The organism is Haloferula luteola (assembly GCF_014201715.1).
Taxonomy (GTDB): domain Bacteria; phylum Verrucomicrobiota; class Verrucomicrobiia; order Verrucomicrobiales; family Akkermansiaceae; genus Haloferula; species Haloferula luteola.
Genome location: NZ_JACHFD010000003.1, coordinates 75,419 through 93,270 on the forward strand (window position 1 = coordinate 75,419; position 17,852 = coordinate 93,270).

The following is a 17,852-nucleotide window of genomic DNA, read 5'->3' on the forward strand; positions in this document are numbered from 1 at the left end:
TAGCCGATTTGTGTCGCGCGTCGAGGCGGATTGCGCGGCGGAGGGAGATCCTCAAATGTCCCCTTGCCCGCTCCCCCTTCTTTTTCCGAGTTTCATTGCAGATGAAGCATCTTTTCCTGCCTCTCTGCCTCGCACTCTCCTCTTGTGCCCCGAATTGGGGAGGGCGTCGGCTCGCTCACCGTCCAGACCTGTCATTGTCGGAAATGGCGACCCATCACCGGGACCGCGGTCAGGTTTTCTCGTCCTACCAAGTAGGTGGTCCCGTGCGCTGGAACCATGGATGGCCATGGGATCTCGATCTCACGGGCATCGGTTGGAGCGACCATCGCACCGCGACCGCCATCACCTCCCGCCATGTGGTCATGGCCGACCACTTCCGGCTCGGACCTGGCGACACGGTGGTTTTCCACGACCGCAAGGGCTTGCCGCATTCCCACCGCATCTATCGCATCGTTCGTCTTCGCGATCTTGGGGTCCCCTGTGATGTCGCCGTTGGGATGTTGGAGGTCCCGTTGTCCGGTTCCATCCGCACCTACCCGCTGCCCGACCTCCGCGACCTGCCCGAAGATGCCCTCGTGGGGGCCACCGCTGTGATCACCGGCCACCAAAAGGTGGTCGACTTCCGCCGCATCGCCCGCACTCCCGGCAATACCCTCGGCTTCCAATACTTGGACGGTCAAAGCGGCAATTCTCTCCACCGGATCATCGTTGGAGACTCTGGCAATCCCTCGTTTGTGCTCAGCCATGGCGAACTGATCCTCGTTGAAACTCACACAGGTGGGGGAGCCGGAGTCGGCCCATTTTATGGGTCCCCTACCCTGCAAGACGGAATCCGCCGTGCCATCCAAGCCACCGATCCCTCCCGATCCTTCCAGACCGTGGCTCCCGACGGGACGTTGCAAAAGGAGGCGGCCGCCGGCCGAGCTCCCACCGCCGCCAATTCTGCCCCTTCACGGAGCTGACGCCCGGACCTCAGATCCGGTTGCCCGCTGCATGGCATCGAGATAACGAGTGATCCGATCTTTGCGGGGAACTCGCACGTTGCGATCGATTTCCCGCTTCAACTCCATGAAATCATCAAAACTTCCGCTCAATTCGTGGGCATCATGAATCTCCACGAAATCCAAATAGTCCCGTGCCCGTAGCGCCCGCTGGGTCATGATCTCGCGCGTTTCCTCCATTTCCATCAGCAGCGGTTGCGGTTCCTTTTCGCCCGAGGCCCAGGACACCAACCACCGCTGATAGTCGAGAATCAACGGCCGATAGGATGGAAAGCAACGGTAGCTCAGGTGACTCAAGGAATCCTGCACGGGCCTCACCACCTCCATGCGTGCCGCATCGCCCAGAGTGGGGAGCGACTTCCAATCGAGAATCGGCACCTGATGGCGGACCCCCTCATCGGTGAAATACTGCAACACCAAGGCTTCCTCCAGCCGCTTCTCGGTCTCGGCAATGCCCATCGCCTCTGACAAGGGAGCCTCCGAAAGCTTGGCCAATGTCAGCGACCACCATTTTACCAAGCTCTTCTCTGAAAGGTTCAACTCAGGAAAGTGCCGACGGAGCAACATGGGAAACTCTCCGCCATAGCGAGCCGCTTCGTCGCACATTTCGACAAACGCCGCTTTCCCTCCGGACTGCCCCAGCAAAGCCATCACCAGGGCCCCCGATTGCACCCGAAAAATTGACTTCGACACCCCGTCAAGTCGCTCATGCTGGTCATTCGTCATCGACAACAAGGCGTCGATTTCAAAACGGCCTTTCTGCTTGAAAACCCCTTCATACAGACGGCGGTCCCCACGACCGTCCGCCCACTCCTGGGCTTCCTCAAGCCCCACCAGCAACCACGACGGCGCCCGCAACGGAGAATCCAGCGCACCTGGCTTCACTCCCGCCAACGCCCGATCAAAAAGCAAGCCACTCAACACCGCGGAATCCAACCGATCATGGTCCAGCCCGCGGGACAAATCGACGTGGATGCGCAGCAAAAAATGGTCGGGAGTAAAACGCAACTCGTAGGCCAGCGGTCGAGCCTTCGGAGGATCGCCGGCTTTTCCGTATAGAAGAATTTCGATCGGCAAGGGCTTCTCTGTCGCCTCCGCACCCAGCAACTTCAGGAAACTCGCCCGCACCGACTCCGCTTGGAGCGCCACCGAACCTCGCACCGCGGCATCGCCACCCGACACCCCGAATTGCCCGCTCTCCGACTCCACTCGCGAGGCCATCTCGACCTCCATCGGACTCATCGGAAGGGGCTCCACTTTTTCGGCTGCGGGCAACACCTCGTCCTTTTCCAACAAGGCCCCCTCATCCTGCGCCGCGATCGGCAGCGCAAGACATCCCATTCCGAGCACGGTTCGTAAGATCTTCATGGTCCCGAAGACGGCAGCATGCCTTGCCCGGAAACGGGCTCCAGCACCAATTTCCCCTCTTCAATCCGGATGCGCGCCATGTCCTCAATGAAGTCGATCTCCTTCACCGGCATCTGCCGACCGCCCGAGGCGGGATCGTTGGGACTTCGGTACACCTCCGCCAGCTTCTTAAAACTCGGCAACACCAAACGCAAGAATCCTTGAGGAACGGGGACGCGGCCGAAGCGACCTCCGATCAAAGGAGCGGGCAACTCGGGTCGATAGGGACCGCCATCAAGGTGAGTTTCCGTTTCCACCGAACCATCGGGCTTTTCCATCTGCACCACCCGGACATACATCGAAAGCGTGAAGGGTCGCCCCCACAACTCCCGGACGATCACTACCTCGGCCCGCTCGGATTCCAAGCGCACCGCCACCTGACGGATCTTCACTTGATCGCCAGGCCACCCCACCTGCTCGGCCTTTAAGGTACGGGCGAGGTAGCGATTGATCTCATCCTGCGTCAATTCCAGCTTATACGCCTTTTCTGAGGCGTTGCGGAGCACCAAGCGCAGATCCCGGGCCGTAGGACTGGCCTCCAAATCCGAGAGATCCTGAGGTTGAAATACCTGATACACTCCGAAGCCCAGAGCCGCCAAGGCCACGAGGGTCAACAAAGCCACGAGGCGGCCGAAACATCCTCCTTTTTTGACCGCCTTGGGTTTCGGCTCATCTTTCGCCATGAGCGGAGGGCTAGCAAAGGCCACGGAGACTGAAAAGCCCCGCGGTGAAGGAAATGATGGGGTTCGCGCCCAACATCAGGCCGAACAGCCGCAGCCCCCCCCGCAACTATGGCCTCCACCCGTGGCAGGTTTCGGATCGCTTTTTCCGTCACCCTTGGCGCCGGCCTTGTAGGAATCCGAACGGTAGTCCGTTTGGTAAAAACCACTTCCCTTGAAAATCAGTCCCGACCCAGTACCCAAGAGCCGGCGCACCTTGCCGTCACATCCTTCCTGTGGGCAGGACTCCAGCTTCGGGTCGTTCATCTTCTGGAACACCTCAAAACGGTGTCCACAGGTTTCGCATTGGTAGTCGTAGTTAGGCATCGGAGTGCGGAATCGGCGGTCTCCATAGCACAGCCCCGGCGCGCATCAACCCTGAAGGTTTTCCAGCTCCCGGCAGCCGCTTGGGATCAGGAGTCTTGACCCGACGGGAAGAAAACGTATCGATCCGGCCTCAAATCCCCGATGTCGATGCTTCGAATGACTCGCTACTTGGTTCCCCTTACCGGGCTCTTCCTGGCTTCTTGCCAAATGTCTGGCACCTCGGGCTCACAAAGCCGGTACCTCGCCGCCTACGGTCCTCGCCAAGATCAGCGAGCCAAAACCGACCCAGGTGCCGCCATGCCCGATGACACGTCCTATTGGGCAGGCGACGGAAAGTCCGGATCCCCGCTCATCCGCATCAATCGGGCCCAGCAAAAGGCCTACTTCTACAAAGGTGGGGAACTCGTCGGCATGTCTCGCATCTCCACCGGCAAAGAAGGTCACAACACACCGCCCGGGACCTACAAAATCACCGAAAAAGACCGCGATCACCGCTCGAACCTCTACGGCATTTTCGAAGAAATCGGAACCGCTCGGGTCGTGAACGACGATGCCGACATGTCCAAGGACAAGGTCCCGGCAGGCTGCAAATTTGTCGGCGCCCCCATGTGGAATTTCATGCGGTTTACCGGCGGGATCGGCATGCACACCGGCTATCTGCCCGGCTACAATGCCTCCCATGGATGCGTCCGCATGCCCGACAAAATGGCACGGGCATTCTTCGACAACGTCCAGCTCGGAACCCCCGTCGTCGTCGAATAATGGCCCTCCCTGATCCCTCTCAAACCCTTGAGGTCACTCCGCAAGAGGTCTCAGCCTTGGCCGCATCGGTGGCCGCAGGAGAGGTCGTTCTCATCGATTGCCGGGAACAGGACGAATGGGAGATTGCTCATTTGCCAGGGGCCCGTTTGCTTCCCCTCTCCCAATTTGCCGAGCTCGCCACTCCGGTATTGGAGGAGCCCAAGCCCAGCATCGTCTATTGCCACCATGGCATGCGCTCCCTTCGAGCCACTCAATACCTGCGCTCCCGCGGTTTGGAGAATTGCTGGTCGATGGCCGGGGGAATCGACCGTTGGTCGACAGAAATCGATGCATCCGTGACCCGCTACTAACCCCACCCGCCGACCATGCGCATCGTGCTGCAAAGAGTCTCGCAGGCCCGGGTCGAAGTCGACGGCCAGCTCATTTCCGAAATCAACTTGGGCCTGCTTCTCCTCGTCGGCATCGAGGCCGACGACGGGCCTGAAGATATCGCCTGGCTCGCAGGCAAAATCACCCGGATGCGCATCTTCGCCGACGACAATGGGCTCATGAATCGCTCCGTCCTCGATCTCCAAGGGGAAATTCTTGCGATCAGCCAATTCACCCTCCACGCCTCCACCCGCAAAGGCAACCGGCCGTCTTTCATCCGCGCTGCACGCCCGGAAATCGCCCAACCCCTTTACGAGCAGTTCTGCCAAAGCCTCGAAGCCGAGCTGGGCTCCTCCGTGAGCCGCGGAGTTTTCGGTGCCGACATGAAGGTTTCCCTTCTGAACGACGGTCCCGTCACGGTGATCATCGATTCCAAAAACCGCGAGTGAGCCGAATCAACGGCAAATGTGCCCTCCCTCCACCGCAAAGCGGGCCAGTCCGGTAAGCTCGGGAGCTTCCTCCAACCAATCCAGATGGGTGGTGGTGATCCACTTCTGGGCCGACGCCGGCAACGCCCGCATCAGCGCATTGCGGCGAGAAACGTCGAGCTCGCCAAAGACATCATCGATCAACCACACGGGCTCCTGCCCGGTCTGTGCCCGCAGCACCCCCCCCTGCGCCAACTTGAGCGCCAAGGCCAAGGTCCTTTGCTGGCCCTCACTGGCATAAGCCGCTGCAGGAAGCCCATTCAGCGTCAACTCCAGCTCATCTCGATGGGGCCCCACCAAGCTCCGGCGTTGCCGAAATTCTTTCTCCCGAACCTGCTCCAGGGCCAGACCCATCTCCATTCCCCCCGCGGCCTCGTAGCGTATCCCAGCTAGCTCCTCGCGTCCGGCGATCTCCCGCTGTCGATCCGCCACTGCGTCCGCCAAACGCTCCGACAACTCTGCACGGACCCGCCGTAACACCGCAGCGGCGGGAATAAGGATGGCTTCGTAAGAGGCGATCTCCGCACGCCGGCGATCCCCTTCCTTCAACAACAAATTCTTGGCTTTGAGGGCCCGTCGATAACGCGCCAGCGAGCGTCGATAGTCAGCCGCGACCTGACTCCCCATGAAATCCAGGTAGCGCCGCCGGGACTCACCGCCCGCACGCACCAAATCGAGATCATCATTGCCCATCCAAACCAGCAATCCTCCGTCCTCAAGATACCCTCCTTGGCTGGCGCGGGATTCGCCCTCCACCGAATGGCGGGTCGCCTGACGCGGCCTCCAGTCGATCCGGCGCTCCATGCCCCAGGCTTCCCCAGCAATCCCGAAACCGCCTGAGCCGCCGATCCGTGCCAGCGTTTGCATCCGGCTGGAGCGCGGAGAATGCAGTCTTACCAAAACACACACTGCTTCCAGCACCGACGTCTTGCCTTGCGCATTCTGCCCGGTGAACACCGCCCCTCCCTCCGGGACTTCCAATCCCAGGGTAGGAAAGCAGCGGAAATCCATGGCTCGCAGCGATCGCAACATCGGCCCGCACCATGCCCGGAATCAGCCGTTAGCCAATCCCAAGTTGCCCGATCCACCCCGCCGCCGTCGCATCGCAGAATCCCGCCTTGAAATGCCTCGGTGGGCGTGCATCCTCCCCGCCCTTCCCGCCGAATCATGGCAGCTCTTCGTTTCCAAGCTCTTCCCGGTTTTCGTGACTTTACGCCGCGCGAATGCGCTGTGCGCAACTACCTGTTCGAAACCTGGCGCTCCGTCGCCCGCAAATACGGCTTTGTCGAATACGACACTCCGGTCCTTGAAGATACCGCACTCTACCTCAAAAAGTCAGGTGGAGAACTATCTTCCCAACTGTTCCGGTTCGAAGACCAAGGTGGACGCGATGTTTGCCTCCGCCCGGAGGTCACGGCATCCCTCGCCCGTCTCGCCGCCCAGCACCAGAGAGATTTCCCCAAGCCCCTCAAGTGGTTTGAGATCGGTCAATGCTTCCGCTACGAAAAGCCCCAAAAGGGCCGCGGGCGCGAGTTCTACCAGTTCAATGTCGACATTCTCGGTGAAGCAGGTCCAGCCGCCGATGCCGAACTGATCGCCCTGGCCATCGATACCATGCGTGCCTTCGGGTTCCGCAAAGGGGACTTTGTCGTTCGCGTGTCCGATCGCCAGGCATGGCTCGACTTCGCCGCCCAACGCCAAGTCGCCGAAGAACGCATCCCTGAATTCCTGCAGATCATCGACAAACTGGAACGCGAGAAACCGGAAGTGACGGCTGAGAAGCTGGCTACCTTTGGAATCGAGGCCTCCGAAGTCACCAGCTTCATCGCCCATCCTGAAAATGCGTCTTCGGCCTACGAGGCAATTCGTGCCGATCTCGCTGCGCGCGATCTGGCTGATTTCATCGACCTCGACCTCTCGATTGTTCGTGGTCTCGCTTACTACACAGGGGTGGTTTTCGAAGTCTTCGACTCGAAAAAATCGATGCGGGCCGTCGCCGGCGGAGGTCGCTACGACACCCTCGTCACCACACTATCGGAAGGCAATGTCGACCTCCCTGCAACCGGGTTCGCGATGGGCGACTATGTGATCCGCAATCTCATTGAGGAAACCACCGATCCTCGGATGCAGCTGGAAACTCATCTGCTACGTCAAGGTGCGGCTTGTGAGGTCTATCTCGTCCTCGCTGATGATGCCAAGCGCCCTGAAGCCCTGGGAGTCCTCAGCGATCTGCGCCAAGCGGGCATCTCCTGCGACCTTCCCTTCGGCAGCGTCAAAATCGGCAAGCAGTTCCAGAATGCCGAAAAGGCCGGTGCACGATTTGCTCTCGTCGTCGGCTCCGAATTCCCAGAACTCACCTTGAAAGTCCTCGCTTCCCGAACCGAGGAAAAGTGCCACTTCCTTGGGCTTGCTGATTGGCTGCGCGATCGTCTTCAAGAACCTGACGGCCCCTTGTTGGCCTAACGCAAGCCCTCTCCGTTCTCCCATCCGTCGAGCATCGAATCTCCAACGACCCTCAACCACTCCGGTCAAACTCTCGCCGCTCGACTTTTCCTTTCCTTTCTTTTTCCGACTTCATCCACCTGGTCCCCAATTCAACTACGGCCATGCGAACCCACCACTGCAACGAACTCCGCTCCGCGAACATTGGCGAAACTGTGACCCTCATCGGTTGGGTCAATTCCGCCCGCGACCATGGCGGCGTCATCTTTACGGACCTCCGCGACCGCGAGGGTTTCACCCAGTGTGTGTTCCGGCCTGAAGAAAATAGCGATGCCGCCAAGCTTTCCCACCAGCTGCGGGATGAAGACGTCATCCAAGTCACCGGTAAAGTCTCGGCCCGCCTCGAAGGCACCGTGAATGCGAAGATCGCCACTGGCGAAATTGAAATCGTCGCCACCGAATTGGTCATCGTCAACAAAGCCGACGTCCTGCCATTCCAACTCGACAAGGAACTCTCCAACGAGGACCTGCGGATGAAATACCGCTACCTCGACATCCGTCGTGCTCGCATGACGCGCAACCTTCGCACTCGTCACCGGGTCACCAAGGCCACCCGCGATTTCCTCGACGAACAAGGTTTCTGCGAAATTGAAACGCCGATCCTATCAAAATCCACTCCCGAGGGTGCTCGCGACTTCCTCGTTCCCTCGCGCCTTCAAGCCGGGCATTTCTATGCCCTCCCCCAAGCACCCCAGCAGTACAAGCAATTGCTCATGGTCGGAGGCATTGAGAAGTATTTCCAGATCGCCAAGTGCTTCCGCGACGAAGACCTGCGTGCCGATCGCCAACCCGAGTTCACCCAGATCGACCTTGAGGCCTCTTTCGTGGATCAGGAGGACATCATTGGCCTCGTCGAGGGACTTCTGGGCCGCGTCTTCAAGGAAGCTCGCGACGCGGAGATCCCTGCATCCTTCGACCGCATCACCTGGAAGGAAGCCATGAACGTCTACGGATCCGACAAGCCGGACCGCCGATTCGAGATGAAGCTCACCGACCTCGGTGAAGTGTTTGCCAATTCTTCCTTCAAGGTGTTCTCCGGAGCGCTTGCTTCCGGTGGCGTCGTCAAAGCGATCAACGCCAAGGGATTTTCCGGAATCACCACCGGCCAGGTCGAGGCGCTCACCCAGACCGCGATTCAAGCGGGGGCCAAGGGCCTTGCCTACATCCAGGTCCGTGGAGAGACGGTCGATACCTGGCGTTCTCCGATCACCAAGTTCCTTTCCCCCGAAGAAATCGAAGCCATGAAATCGGCGCTCCAAGTTGAGCCCGGTGACCTCGTTCTGTTCGGAGCCGGCCCTTGGGAACAGGTCTGCGAAATCCTCGGCCGCGTCCGTCTCGCCGTCGCCGCCATGCAGAATCTTCTCGAAGGAAACGAAGAACTCAACTTCCTCTGGGTCACCGAATTCCCACTTCTCGCTTGGGATGAAGAATCCGGCCGCCACGTGGCGGTTCACCATCCCTTCACCCGCCCGATCAAGGAAGATGAGCCCAAACTCCTCGCCGGTGAGCTTTCCACGGATCTGCGTGCCCAAGCTTATGACGTCGTGCTGAACGGCCACGAATTGGGTGGAGGATCGATCCGGATTCACGAGGGCGCCCTGCAAACGGCCATGTTCAAGGCTTTGGGAATCTCTGAAGAACAAGCTGCCGAGGAATTCGGCCACATTCTCGATGCATTCCGCTTTGGAGCCCCTCCTCACGGCGGCCTCGCCCTTGGACTCGACCGTCTCGTCATGCTCATCTGCGGCGAAGACAGCATTCGTGAAGTCATTGCCTTCCCGAAGAACAACAAGGGAAGCGACCTCATGTCGCAATCCCCCGCCGAGGTCGATCCCAAGCAATTGCGAGACCTGCGCATTCAGACCGTGAAAAAGCCCGGCACCCCAACGGCTCCCGCCGGTGCCTGATAGCGGGTCGACACAGCACCCCTTTTTCCACCGAGCCCGGAGGATGATCCTCCGGGCTTTTTCATACTCCGAATCGGAAGACGGCCCAACCCTTCCCCCTATCCCTCGCCAACTGCCTCGGCATTGACCCTCATCGGTCGTCAGAGCATGGTTCCCGCTTTGATGGATTCCATTTCACCACGCTACGCAGAAGCGCTTCGCCGCCGGGAAACCATGAACCTTTCCGAAGGCGGAGATACCGACGCCTACCGCCTTGTGGATGGCCTCGGAGATGCCCTTCCCGGCATCGAATTAGAAACCTTTGGCGACGCATGGCTCGTCTCCACTCGGGATGCCTTTGTGCCACGTGACATGGCCGCGTGGCTCCAGGCGTCAGGCCGCCCGATTTACCACAAGCGGCTCGATCAGCATCAAAAAGAATCTCCAGTTCACTTGGCAGGCGCCCAGGTCAACGCCCCGTTTCTCATCAAAGAGAATGGACTGGCGTATGAAATCTCCTTTCAGGCCGGCTATTCTCAGGGGATTTTTCTCGATCAGCGATGCAATCGCCTGGCACTGCGGCAGCGTCTCGGCCGCGGAAAATCCCTCCTCAATACCTTTGCCTACACCGGCGCCTTTTCAGTCGCTGCGGCCTCCGTGGGAGCCGTGACCACCACGCTCGATCTCTCCCAGCCCTATCTTGACTGGGCAAAACGAAATCTGGAACACAACGGCCTCGATCCCGCTTCGCACCACTTTTGCAAAGGCGACACCTTCCACTGGCTCGCTCGCTTTGCCAAACAAGGTCGCCAGTTTGACGCGATCGTGCTCGATCCGCCCACCTTTTCCCGCGACAAGGATGGCAAGGTGTTCCGCGTCGAGCGCGACTACGGTCGCCTCGCCAGCTTAGCAGCTCAATGCCTCTCACCCCACGGCGTGCTGCTTGCGAGTACCAACTGCCGGCAACTCACTGACGCCACTTTCCTGCGGACCCTGCGCGAGGCCATTCCCCGCGGCCGCCACTTTTCCAGCGTTCCGATGCCTCCCGACTTCACAGGCGAAGCCTACTTGAAGTCGGTTTGGGTCGAAATGTGAGGCACCCCTTTCCCCGCACCAACACACTCCTCAATCCTGAGGCGGCCAAATCACGCCTTCCAGCTCAGGCGGCAACTCCGTTGGATCGGTGGGGTAAAACTTCGTAAGGTCCGGCTTTTCTCCTTTCGGAACTTCATGATCGGGAGCCCCCACGATCAACCAAAGCACCTCGTCCGGCGTGTCATTGAACACCTGCCTCATCTGCTCTGGCCAAACATGCAGTCCCTCGTGCTTTCGTAGCTCGTAGGTGGTGCCGTCGACCCGGATTTTCCCCACGCCTTCCAGCACCATGAAGAACTCCTCGGAATTGATATGCCGATGCAGTGTGTTGGCGCTCATCGGCGGAAGCCTCCAAAGTCGCGCCCCGAGCATTTCGCTGCCAGTGCGTTCCAGAAAATCCGCATTGGGGATTTTCATGAAATGGGAAGGCCGCCAATGCAACGCATCGACACCGATCTTGGTTTCCCGAGACATTTTCACTCGGCCATGACGCCGCTCAGCCTACGCCACCGATTGGCGGACGATGTGGCTCTTGGCCGCCGGAATCGGGAGGTCTTCCGGTTGCAGGTCCAATGGCGCACCTCCCGATGCCTTATCCACATCCTCTAGGATATCCAGCTCAGGCCGAAAATCGGCCGCATGATAGGAACTCCGCACCAACGGGCCGCTGGCCACATGACGAAATCCCTTGTCCAAGGCGATCTGCTTGTATTCGGCGAAACGATCTGGATGCAGGTATTCCACCACAGGAAGGTGCTTCGGAGTAGGACGCAAGTACTGCCCCAGCGTGAGCACCGTCACATCGTGAGCCAGCAAGTCATCCATCGACTGCAGCACTTCATCCTTCTTCTCTCCGAGACCCAGCATGATCCCGCTCTTCGTCGCCACTTTCCCTGCCACCATCGCCTTGGCTTTCTTCAAAACCGCTAGGCTGCGATGATACTTCGCGCGCGAGCGCACCAACGGTGTCAGGCGCTCCACGGTTTCAAGGTTGTGATTGAAGATGTGCGGACGAGCATCCATTACCTTTTCCAAAGCCCAATCGCGGTCGTTGAAATCCGGCACCAAAACCTCGATCACGATCCCAGGATTCAAGGCACGAACCGCTTCAATCGTTTGCTGGAAATGCTCAGCTCCCCCGTCGCGAAGATCGTCCCGAGCCACCGCGGTGATCACCACGTGCTTCAGCTTCATCCGCCGTGTCGCCTCAGCAACACGAGCTGGCTCATCCGCCTCCAACGCATCCGGCTTGGCAGTTTTGACCGCACAGAACCCACAGGCACGCGTGCACTTCTCTCCCGCGATCATGAACGTCGCCGTTCCCTGACCCCAGCATTCCCAACGATTCGGGCACTGGGCCTCCTCACAAACGGTGACCAACTTCAGGTCATTCACCAAAGATTTGGTCGACCAGAACACCGGATCATTCGGCAGACGGACCTTGATCCATGAAGGCTTCTTGTCCTGGTGCAGATCGGGATCCATCAGCATCTTGGGACCGTGGCACGAGCTCATTGGCGCGAAAGCTAGGACCGATCCTCCCACCGGGAAAGGCGAATTTCCGCAGATTTTGCGCTCCAGCCCCTCGGGTCCTCGGAAGTTTCTCAGCGCGAATCGCCCCGCGCATCAGGAAATTCCTTGGGCCCCCGGCGTCGGCCGTGCTCTGTTCGTCTCGGCCTGCGATGAGCGAGACTTTCTACCAAAAAACAACCTCCGAACCGACGGGGGCCTTCGATATCTCCCTGCGCCCCCCGGTGTTTTCCGAGTTCATCGGCCAGGATAAGGTGAAAGAGCGACTCCTGCTCATGGTCGAAGCCGCCCGGATGCGTGGAGATGTTCTCGACCACGTCCTCCTCTCCGGACCTCCCGGCCTCGGCAAAACCACCTTGGCCAACATCATCGCCCGCGCCTCTGGCGCCCAGCTCCACACCACCTCCGGGCCGCAAATCGAGAAAGCAGGCGACCTCGCTGGCGTCCTCACCAACCTCCAAAAAGGCGACGTTCTTTTCATCGACGAAATCCACCGCCTCCACCCAGCCATCGAGGAATATCTCTATCCGGCCATGGAGGACTTTCGGCTCGATATCATCATCGATTCCGGCCCGTCCGCCCGTTCCATTCAGCTCAACCTTCCCCGCTTCACCCTCGTCGGGGCCACCACCCGCTCGGGAATGCTCACCGCTCCACTGCGATCACGCTTCGGGCTGGTGAATCGGCTCGACTACTACACCCACGATGAACTCGCTCAGATCGTCGAACGCTCTGCTGGCCTGCTCGACATCCCCGTCACCCCCGATGGGGCCCTCCAAATTGCCGGCCGTTCCCGAGGGACCCCGCGGATTTGCAATGCACTGCTCCGCTGGGTTCGCGATTTTGCTCAAGTCCGAGGCGATGGCACCATCACCGGACCGATAGCCGATCAGGCACTGACCATGATCGAAATCGACGACGATGGCCTCGACGAAATGGACAAACGCCTGTTGGAGGCCGTGATTTATAAATTCCAGGGAGGCCCCGTGGGACTCAGCTCATTGGCGGTTGCGGTCGGCGAGGACGCTTCCACTTTGGAGGAAGTTCACGAACCATTCCTGATCCTTCAGGGCTTCCTCCAGCGCACCCCACGAGGCCGCATTGCCCTGCCCCCTGCCTATACTAAAATCGGCGCCTCCCCACCTTCCGGGCCCCAACCGACCCTCCTGTGAAGCCCCGGCTCGGGACTTGACAGGGCCTTCAGAGTCCGGGTGAACGCGCTCCACGCCTTGCCCCGATCGGGTAATCGTGCCCCATCTCGATTTTGGTGGAAGATACTCGGGTCCATGATCCGCCCCACCCTCCTCCTCACCCTATTCACCTGCCACGCTGTGGCGGCGCTTGAGGTGGCGTCGGATGACCGCGCCGTCACCTTACGCGGCGATGCCATCTGTGCCCGAATCTCAAAACGGGATGGTCGTCTCGTATCCCTCCAATGGCACGGTCGCGAATGGATCCGCGGGGGCCAAGGTTATTGGTCCATCACCGGCTCCAGCGAGCGTCAACACGCCGGCAAATTTCCCGATCCCCAACAGGTCAGCGTCACCGCAGATCCAGCGACCTCCCATGGCGGAGTGGCACGCGTTTCCAGCGAGTGCCTTTACACCGGCCGGCCCGGCACCCTGCCCGTCAATGCCACCTTCCACTATGTGCTCACGCCCGATGAGGAAGGCCTCTACCTCTATGCCGAGTTGGAACATCCTGCTTCCCTCCCTGGATTCGGGCTTGCCGAAGGTCGTTTCGTTCTGAAACCCGATCCGGAACTCTTCGACACGATCCACATCGACGCCCGACGCAGTGGCCTTGCACCCACCGGAGCCGATTGGGACGCCGGCCAACCCGCCAATCTCAAAGAAGCCCGCATGATGGTCACTGGCAGTCATGCCGGCCAAGTTGAGCATAAGTATGGTTACTCTGCCGTCCTCGCGGAAACTCCGGCCTACGGCTGGTGCAGTCGCCGCGAAAAACTCGGCCTTTGGATGATTCATCCCTCTTTGGAATCGATCGCCGGTGGTCCCACGAAGCCGGAACTCACTGCCCACCTCGACGTCAATCCAGGAGGTCGCCCCGTTCTCCTCAGCATGTGGCATGGCAGCCATTACGGCGGTTCCGCTCTCTCCGTCCGCAAAGGCGAAGAATGGAAGAAAATCGTCGGTCCCTTCCTTATTCACCTCAACTCGGGTGCCGAGCCCGTCCAACTCGCAGCGGAAGCCATCACGACCGCCCGCCGCGAACAAGCTCGCTGGCCATATTCATGGGTCGACTCCCCCCTCTATGCCAACCGTGACCGAGTGGCAGTAAAAGGAAAAATCCATCTTGAGGACGCTCCGGGGGCTGTCGAGGCACGTTCTACCGATCCGGCGAAACCGCTTTGGGTCGGCCTGACTGCACCCGACTATCCCATCTCACCGCGCCCGCATGCCCGGATCATCGATTGGCAGCGTGACGGAAAATTTTACCAATACTGGACCCGGGCAGATGCCGATGGCTCCTTCAAGATCCCCCATGTTCGCCACGGCGAATACACGCTACATGCCTTCCGCGAAGGGACCTTGGGCGAGTTCTCCCGGTCCTCACTTCGGATCGACGCGCCAACGGATCTCGGTGAACTCACCTGGATTCCCGTACGGTCCGGACCCACCGTCTGGGAGATCGGCATTCCCAACCGCTCCGCCGCTGAGTTTCGCGGCGGTGACCGCTACTGGAAATGGGGGAACTACTACGATTACCAGAAGTTATTCCCTCACGATGTCGACTTCGTCGTCGGAGACAGTGATTGGAAGCGGGATTGGTTTTTTTGCCAACCTCCCCGCCTTGATGCCCATGGTCGCTTCACCGGTGAATCCACTTGGAAGGTCAGATTCACGCTCAACGAACCCAGCGATTGCCTCCTGCGGATCGCGCTCTGTGGATTTCGCGGTGGAGGCCGCCTCGACCTTGCTCTCAATGGCCAACCGCTCGGCACCACCGGCCGCTTCGAGGAAAATGGAGTCATGCACCGCGATGGGATCCGTGGCGTCCTGCAAACTTGGACCTTTCCGATAGCGGCCGAGAAACTTCAGGATGGTGAGAACATTCTCGAACTCCATTCGTCGGCACGAGTTTGGCATGAAGGCCTGCTCTACGACTACCTCCGGCTTGAACGAGTCGATCCTGCTCTCGTCGCTCACGATTCCTGATTTCTCCGTCCCTTTCATGAAGTTCCTGGCTCTGTTTTTCACGCTCGCGCTCCCGCTATTTGCCGAGCCCGATACCGCCAAACCTTGGACCCGCTGGTGGTGGCTCGGCAGTGGAGTTGACGCGAAGAACCTGACTCGCCAACTCGAAGACTTTGCCACGGCTGGCATTGGAGGCGTGGAGATTTGTCCCATCTATGGAGCCCAAGGTTACGAGGATCGAGACCTGCCTTTCCTATCGGATCCTTGGGTCGCCATGCTGGACCACACCTCAAAAGAATGCGCACGGCTTGGCCTGGGCTTCGATCTCACCACCGGCACCGGCTGGCCCTTCGGGGGGCCTTGGGTCGATGCCCAAAACGCCTCCAGCTCCTTCATCCCGATTCGCCAAGATGTGGCCCGTGGAGAAGTCATCCTCACTCTCCCCGAGGGTCAACTGGCCTGTCTCCGTGCCTATGCTGACCATCCGGACACCATCGATCTCCGCCCCTTCGTGAAAGATGGCGAGCTCCACTGGCAAGCCCCCACGGCCTGCCAAATCTACGGCATCGTGACCAAAGCCCCCATGCAGAAAGTCAAACGCGCTGCCCCAGGGGGCGCTGGCAACGTCGTGGACCCCTTCTCTCCCGCCGCACTCCAAAATTACCTTTCCCATTTTGATTCCCCCCTTGCACGACTCCAAGGATCCCAGCCCCGGGCGCATTTTCACGACTCCTTCGAATACTACGGCGCCAATTGGACTCCCGAGCTTCTTCATCGCTTCCGTCAACTTCAGGGCTACGACCTCTCAGAGCACCTGCCAGCTCTTTTTGGAGAGAGCCTCGATGAGGTCGATGCGCGGGTGGCTCATGACTACCGCGAGACCCTTGATCTGCTCCATCGTTCCTACCTGGAAACCTGGAATCACTGGGCCAAACAAAAAGGTTCGCTCACCCGCAATCAGGCTCACGGCTCTCCGGGAAACCTCCTCGACCACTACGCTGTCGCCGATATCCCTGAGACTGAGATCTTTCGCCACGTCGACAGCCAACAGATTCCCATGCTCGGCTTCGCCGCCTCCGCAGCCCACCTCACTGGGAAAAATCTCGTCTCTGCCGAGTCGTTCACATGGCTCGGAGAGCACTTCCAGGTCCATCCATCGGCACTCAAGGAAGCCGCCGACTTCCTTTGGCTTGGCGGCGTGAACCATCTCTTCTTCCACGGTATCCCCTATAGCCCAGACGATGCGCCCTGGCCCGGCTGGCTTTTCTACGCCTCCACGCACATGGGAGAAAATGGCGGCCTCTGGCGAGACCTTCCCGCCTTCAACCGATACATTCACAACGTTCAGACAGAACTCCAATCAGGCCAGCCCGCCACCTCGATTCTCCTCTACTGGCCCGTTCATGACATCTGGTCCAAACCTGCCAAATCCCTGCCACTTCTTACCGTTCACAATCAGAACGAGTGGCTCACGGGAACCTCGTTTCATCGCACCGCGATGACGCTCTGGGAAAGCGGTATCCCTTGCGACTTCATCTCCGATCATCTTCTTGAGCAGCTCACCTATTCCGACGATGCTTTGCATCTAGGGGGCCATGCGTTTCGGACCCTGATCCTTCCCGATCTTCAAGAGCTGCCCTCGGCCACCGCGCGTCGCCTCGAGAAACTGGCGAAACAGGGGGCCTCGGTGGTCCTCCTCGGCAAGGCCCCGACCACTTCACCCGGGCTCCCATTTCAACCCCTCACACTCGACCCCATTCTTCCAACATCGGTCGACCTGACATCTCACCTCGATCAACTCGACATCCATCCTGAGCCCATGACTCGAAGCGGCATTCGTTGGATCCGCCGAATCACAGATCAGGGCCAATCCTGCTTTTTGGTCAACACCACCGACCATCTTATCGATCAGGAATTCGAGCTTTCGCAGCCATTCCAAACGGCTCTTCTCATCGACCCCTCGCGTCCCCATCGATCCGGAACCGCCACCTTGCGGGACGGCAAAATCCACCTTCGTCTCGAACCTGGGGAATCACGAATTCTTCGGCTTTCCTCGCAACCTTCCAACCAGCCCCCGACTTGGACCAACGAGCATCCGGAATCTCCAGAACTGGAACTCCGAGGACCCTGGAAGATCCAATTTATCGAGGGAGGCCCCGAGCTACCCGCAGCTCAGTCCCTCAACCAACTGACTTCCTGGACCGACGGCGACGACGAACTCTGTCGGCGATTCTCCGGTACCGCCCGCTATACCACCACCTTCCTCGCCAAGCCCGGACAACTCGCCCTCGACTTGGGAATCGTGGCCGAAACTTGCCGTGTCATCCTCAACGGGACCGATCTCGGCTCCTCCTTTTTTCCCCCCCACCGCTTCGAAATCACCCAAGCCCTCCACGATGGCGAAAATGAACTCGTCGTCGAGGTCACCAATCTTGCCGCCAATCGAATCGCCGACTTGGACCGCCGAGGGGTCGCTTGGAAAGCCTTCCACGAAATCAATTTCGTCAATATCGACTACCAACCCTTCGATGCCTCCCATTGGCCCACTCTCCCGTCGGGTTTGATCGGGCCCGTAAGACTGATCCCTCTCTCCACCCGTTGACGAATT

The 17,852-nt window shown here is 59.6% G+C and carries 16 protein-coding genes; 10 read left to right on the top strand and 6 right to left on the bottom strand.

Annotation, left to right across the window (positions count from 1 at the left end):
* Nucleotides 1-101 precede the first annotated feature (101 nt).
* The gene (locus tag HNR46_RS03790; protein WP_184015945.1) at nt 102-962 is read left to right on the top strand and encodes a hypothetical protein; all 861 of its coding nucleotides are present in this window, start codon (nt 102-104) and stop codon (nt 960-962) included.
* Here the strand turns inward: HNR46_RS03790 and HNR46_RS03795 are convergent.
* The 3 genes from HNR46_RS03795 to HNR46_RS03805 form a co-directional block, all read right to left on the bottom strand.
* Nucleotides 951-2,369, bottom strand: coding sequence for a hypothetical protein (locus tag HNR46_RS03795; RefSeq protein WP_184015947.1), 1,419 nt, complete (start codon nt 2,367-2,369; stop codon nt 951-953). The genes HNR46_RS03790 and HNR46_RS03795 overlap by 12 nt on opposite strands.
* Complete coding sequence (locus HNR46_RS03800; RefSeq protein ID WP_184015949.1) at nt 2,366-3,091, bottom strand: hypothetical protein; 726 nt, start codon at nt 3,089-3,091, stop codon at nt 2,366-2,368. Before HNR46_RS03800 ends, HNR46_RS03795 begins: the two co-directional genes overlap by 4 nt.
* Before the next feature lie 75 nt (nt 3,092-3,166).
* Nucleotides 3,167-3,454 carry an FmdB family zinc ribbon protein gene (locus HNR46_RS03805; protein ID WP_184015951.1) on the bottom strand — a complete coding sequence of 96 codons (288 nt, stop codon included), beginning with the start codon at nt 3,452-3,454 and terminating at the stop codon, nt 3,167-3,169.
* A gap of 156 nt (nt 3,455-3,610) precedes the next feature.
* On the opposite strand from HNR46_RS03805, the gene HNR46_RS03810 reads away from it, so the two are divergent.
* The 3 genes from HNR46_RS03810 to dtd are packed head-to-tail and all read left to right on the top strand — an operon-like array spanning nt 3,611 to nt 5,034.
* Nucleotides 3,611-4,216: a L,D-transpeptidase family protein gene (locus tag HNR46_RS03810; RefSeq protein WP_184015953.1), complete on the top strand. Its 606-nt coding sequence runs from the start codon at nt 3,611-3,613 to the stop codon at nt 4,214-4,216.
* Nucleotides 4,216-4,566 carry a rhodanese-like domain-containing protein gene (locus HNR46_RS03815; protein ID WP_184015955.1) on the top strand — a complete coding sequence of 117 codons (351 nt, stop codon included), beginning with the start codon at nt 4,216-4,218 and terminating at the stop codon, nt 4,564-4,566. The genes HNR46_RS03810 and HNR46_RS03815 overlap by 1 nt, the downstream gene beginning before the upstream one ends.
* Before the next feature lie 15 nt (nt 4,567-4,581).
* Entirely contained in the window at nt 4,582-5,034 is a 453-nt protein-coding gene (gene dtd, locus HNR46_RS03820; protein WP_184015957.1) for a D-aminoacyl-tRNA deacylase, read from the top strand.
* A 6-nt stretch (nt 5,035-5,040) separates the two neighbouring features.
* On the opposite strand, the gene recF is transcribed toward dtd, so the two are convergent.
* Nucleotides 5,041-6,105: a DNA replication/repair protein RecF gene (gene recF, locus HNR46_RS03825; protein WP_281375537.1), complete on the bottom strand. Its 1,065-nt coding sequence runs from the start codon at nt 6,103-6,105 to the stop codon at nt 5,041-5,043.
* A gap of 135 nt (nt 6,106-6,240) precedes the next feature.
* Here recF and hisS point away from each other — a divergent pair, with 135 nt between their 5' ends.
* The 3 genes from hisS (at nt 6,241) to HNR46_RS03840 (ending at nt 10,556) form a co-directional block, all read left to right on the top strand.
* A complete protein-coding gene (gene hisS / locus HNR46_RS03830) occupies nt 6,241-7,536 on the top strand; it encodes a histidine--tRNA ligase (protein ID WP_184015961.1) in 1,296 nt (431 codons plus the stop codon).
* A 143-nt stretch (nt 7,537-7,679) separates the two neighbouring features.
* Nucleotides 7,680-9,482, top strand: coding sequence for an aspartate--tRNA ligase (aspS, locus tag HNR46_RS03835; RefSeq protein ID WP_184015964.1), 1,803 nt, complete (start codon nt 7,680-7,682; stop codon nt 9,480-9,482).
* 162 nt (nt 9,483-9,644) lie between these two features.
* Nucleotides 9,645-10,556 carry a class I SAM-dependent rRNA methyltransferase gene (locus tag HNR46_RS03840; protein WP_184015966.1) on the top strand — a complete coding sequence of 304 codons (912 nt, stop codon included), beginning with the start codon at nt 9,645-9,647 and terminating at the stop codon, nt 10,554-10,556.
* Between the two features lie 30 nt (nt 10,557-10,586).
* Here HNR46_RS03840 and HNR46_RS03845 read toward each other — a convergent pair whose 3' ends face one another.
* Together HNR46_RS03845 and lipA are read right to left on the bottom strand one after the other, a co-directional pair.
* Entirely contained in the window at nt 10,587-10,973 is a 387-nt protein-coding gene (locus HNR46_RS03845; protein ID WP_246417907.1) for a cupin domain-containing protein, read from the bottom strand.
* Between the two features lie 84 nt (nt 10,974-11,057).
* Complete coding sequence (gene lipA, locus HNR46_RS03850; RefSeq protein WP_184015980.1) at nt 11,058-12,071, bottom strand: lipoyl synthase; 1,014 nt, start codon at nt 12,069-12,071, stop codon at nt 11,058-11,060.
* A gap of 167 nt (nt 12,072-12,238) precedes the next feature.
* Here lipA and ruvB point away from each other — a divergent pair, with 167 nt between their 5' ends.
* From ruvB to HNR46_RS03865, 3 genes are all read left to right on the top strand, one after another.
* Nucleotides 12,239-13,258, top strand: a complete 1,020-nt coding sequence (gene ruvB, locus HNR46_RS03855; RefSeq protein ID WP_184015982.1) for a Holliday junction branch migration DNA helicase RuvB — start codon at nt 12,239-12,241, stop codon at nt 13,256-13,258.
* A 114-nt stretch (nt 13,259-13,372) separates the two neighbouring features.
* Nucleotides 13,373-15,265 (top strand): polysaccharide lyase family protein, encoded by a 1,893-nt coding sequence (locus tag HNR46_RS03860; RefSeq protein ID WP_184015984.1) that lies wholly within the window; start codon nt 13,373-13,375, stop codon nt 15,263-15,265.
* Complete coding sequence (locus HNR46_RS03865) at nt 15,225-17,846, top strand: glycosyl hydrolase (RefSeq protein WP_184015986.1); 2,622 nt, start codon at nt 15,225-15,227, stop codon at nt 17,844-17,846. Before HNR46_RS03860 ends, HNR46_RS03865 begins: the two co-directional genes overlap by 41 nt.
* Nucleotides 17,847-17,852: the final 6 nt, after the last annotated feature.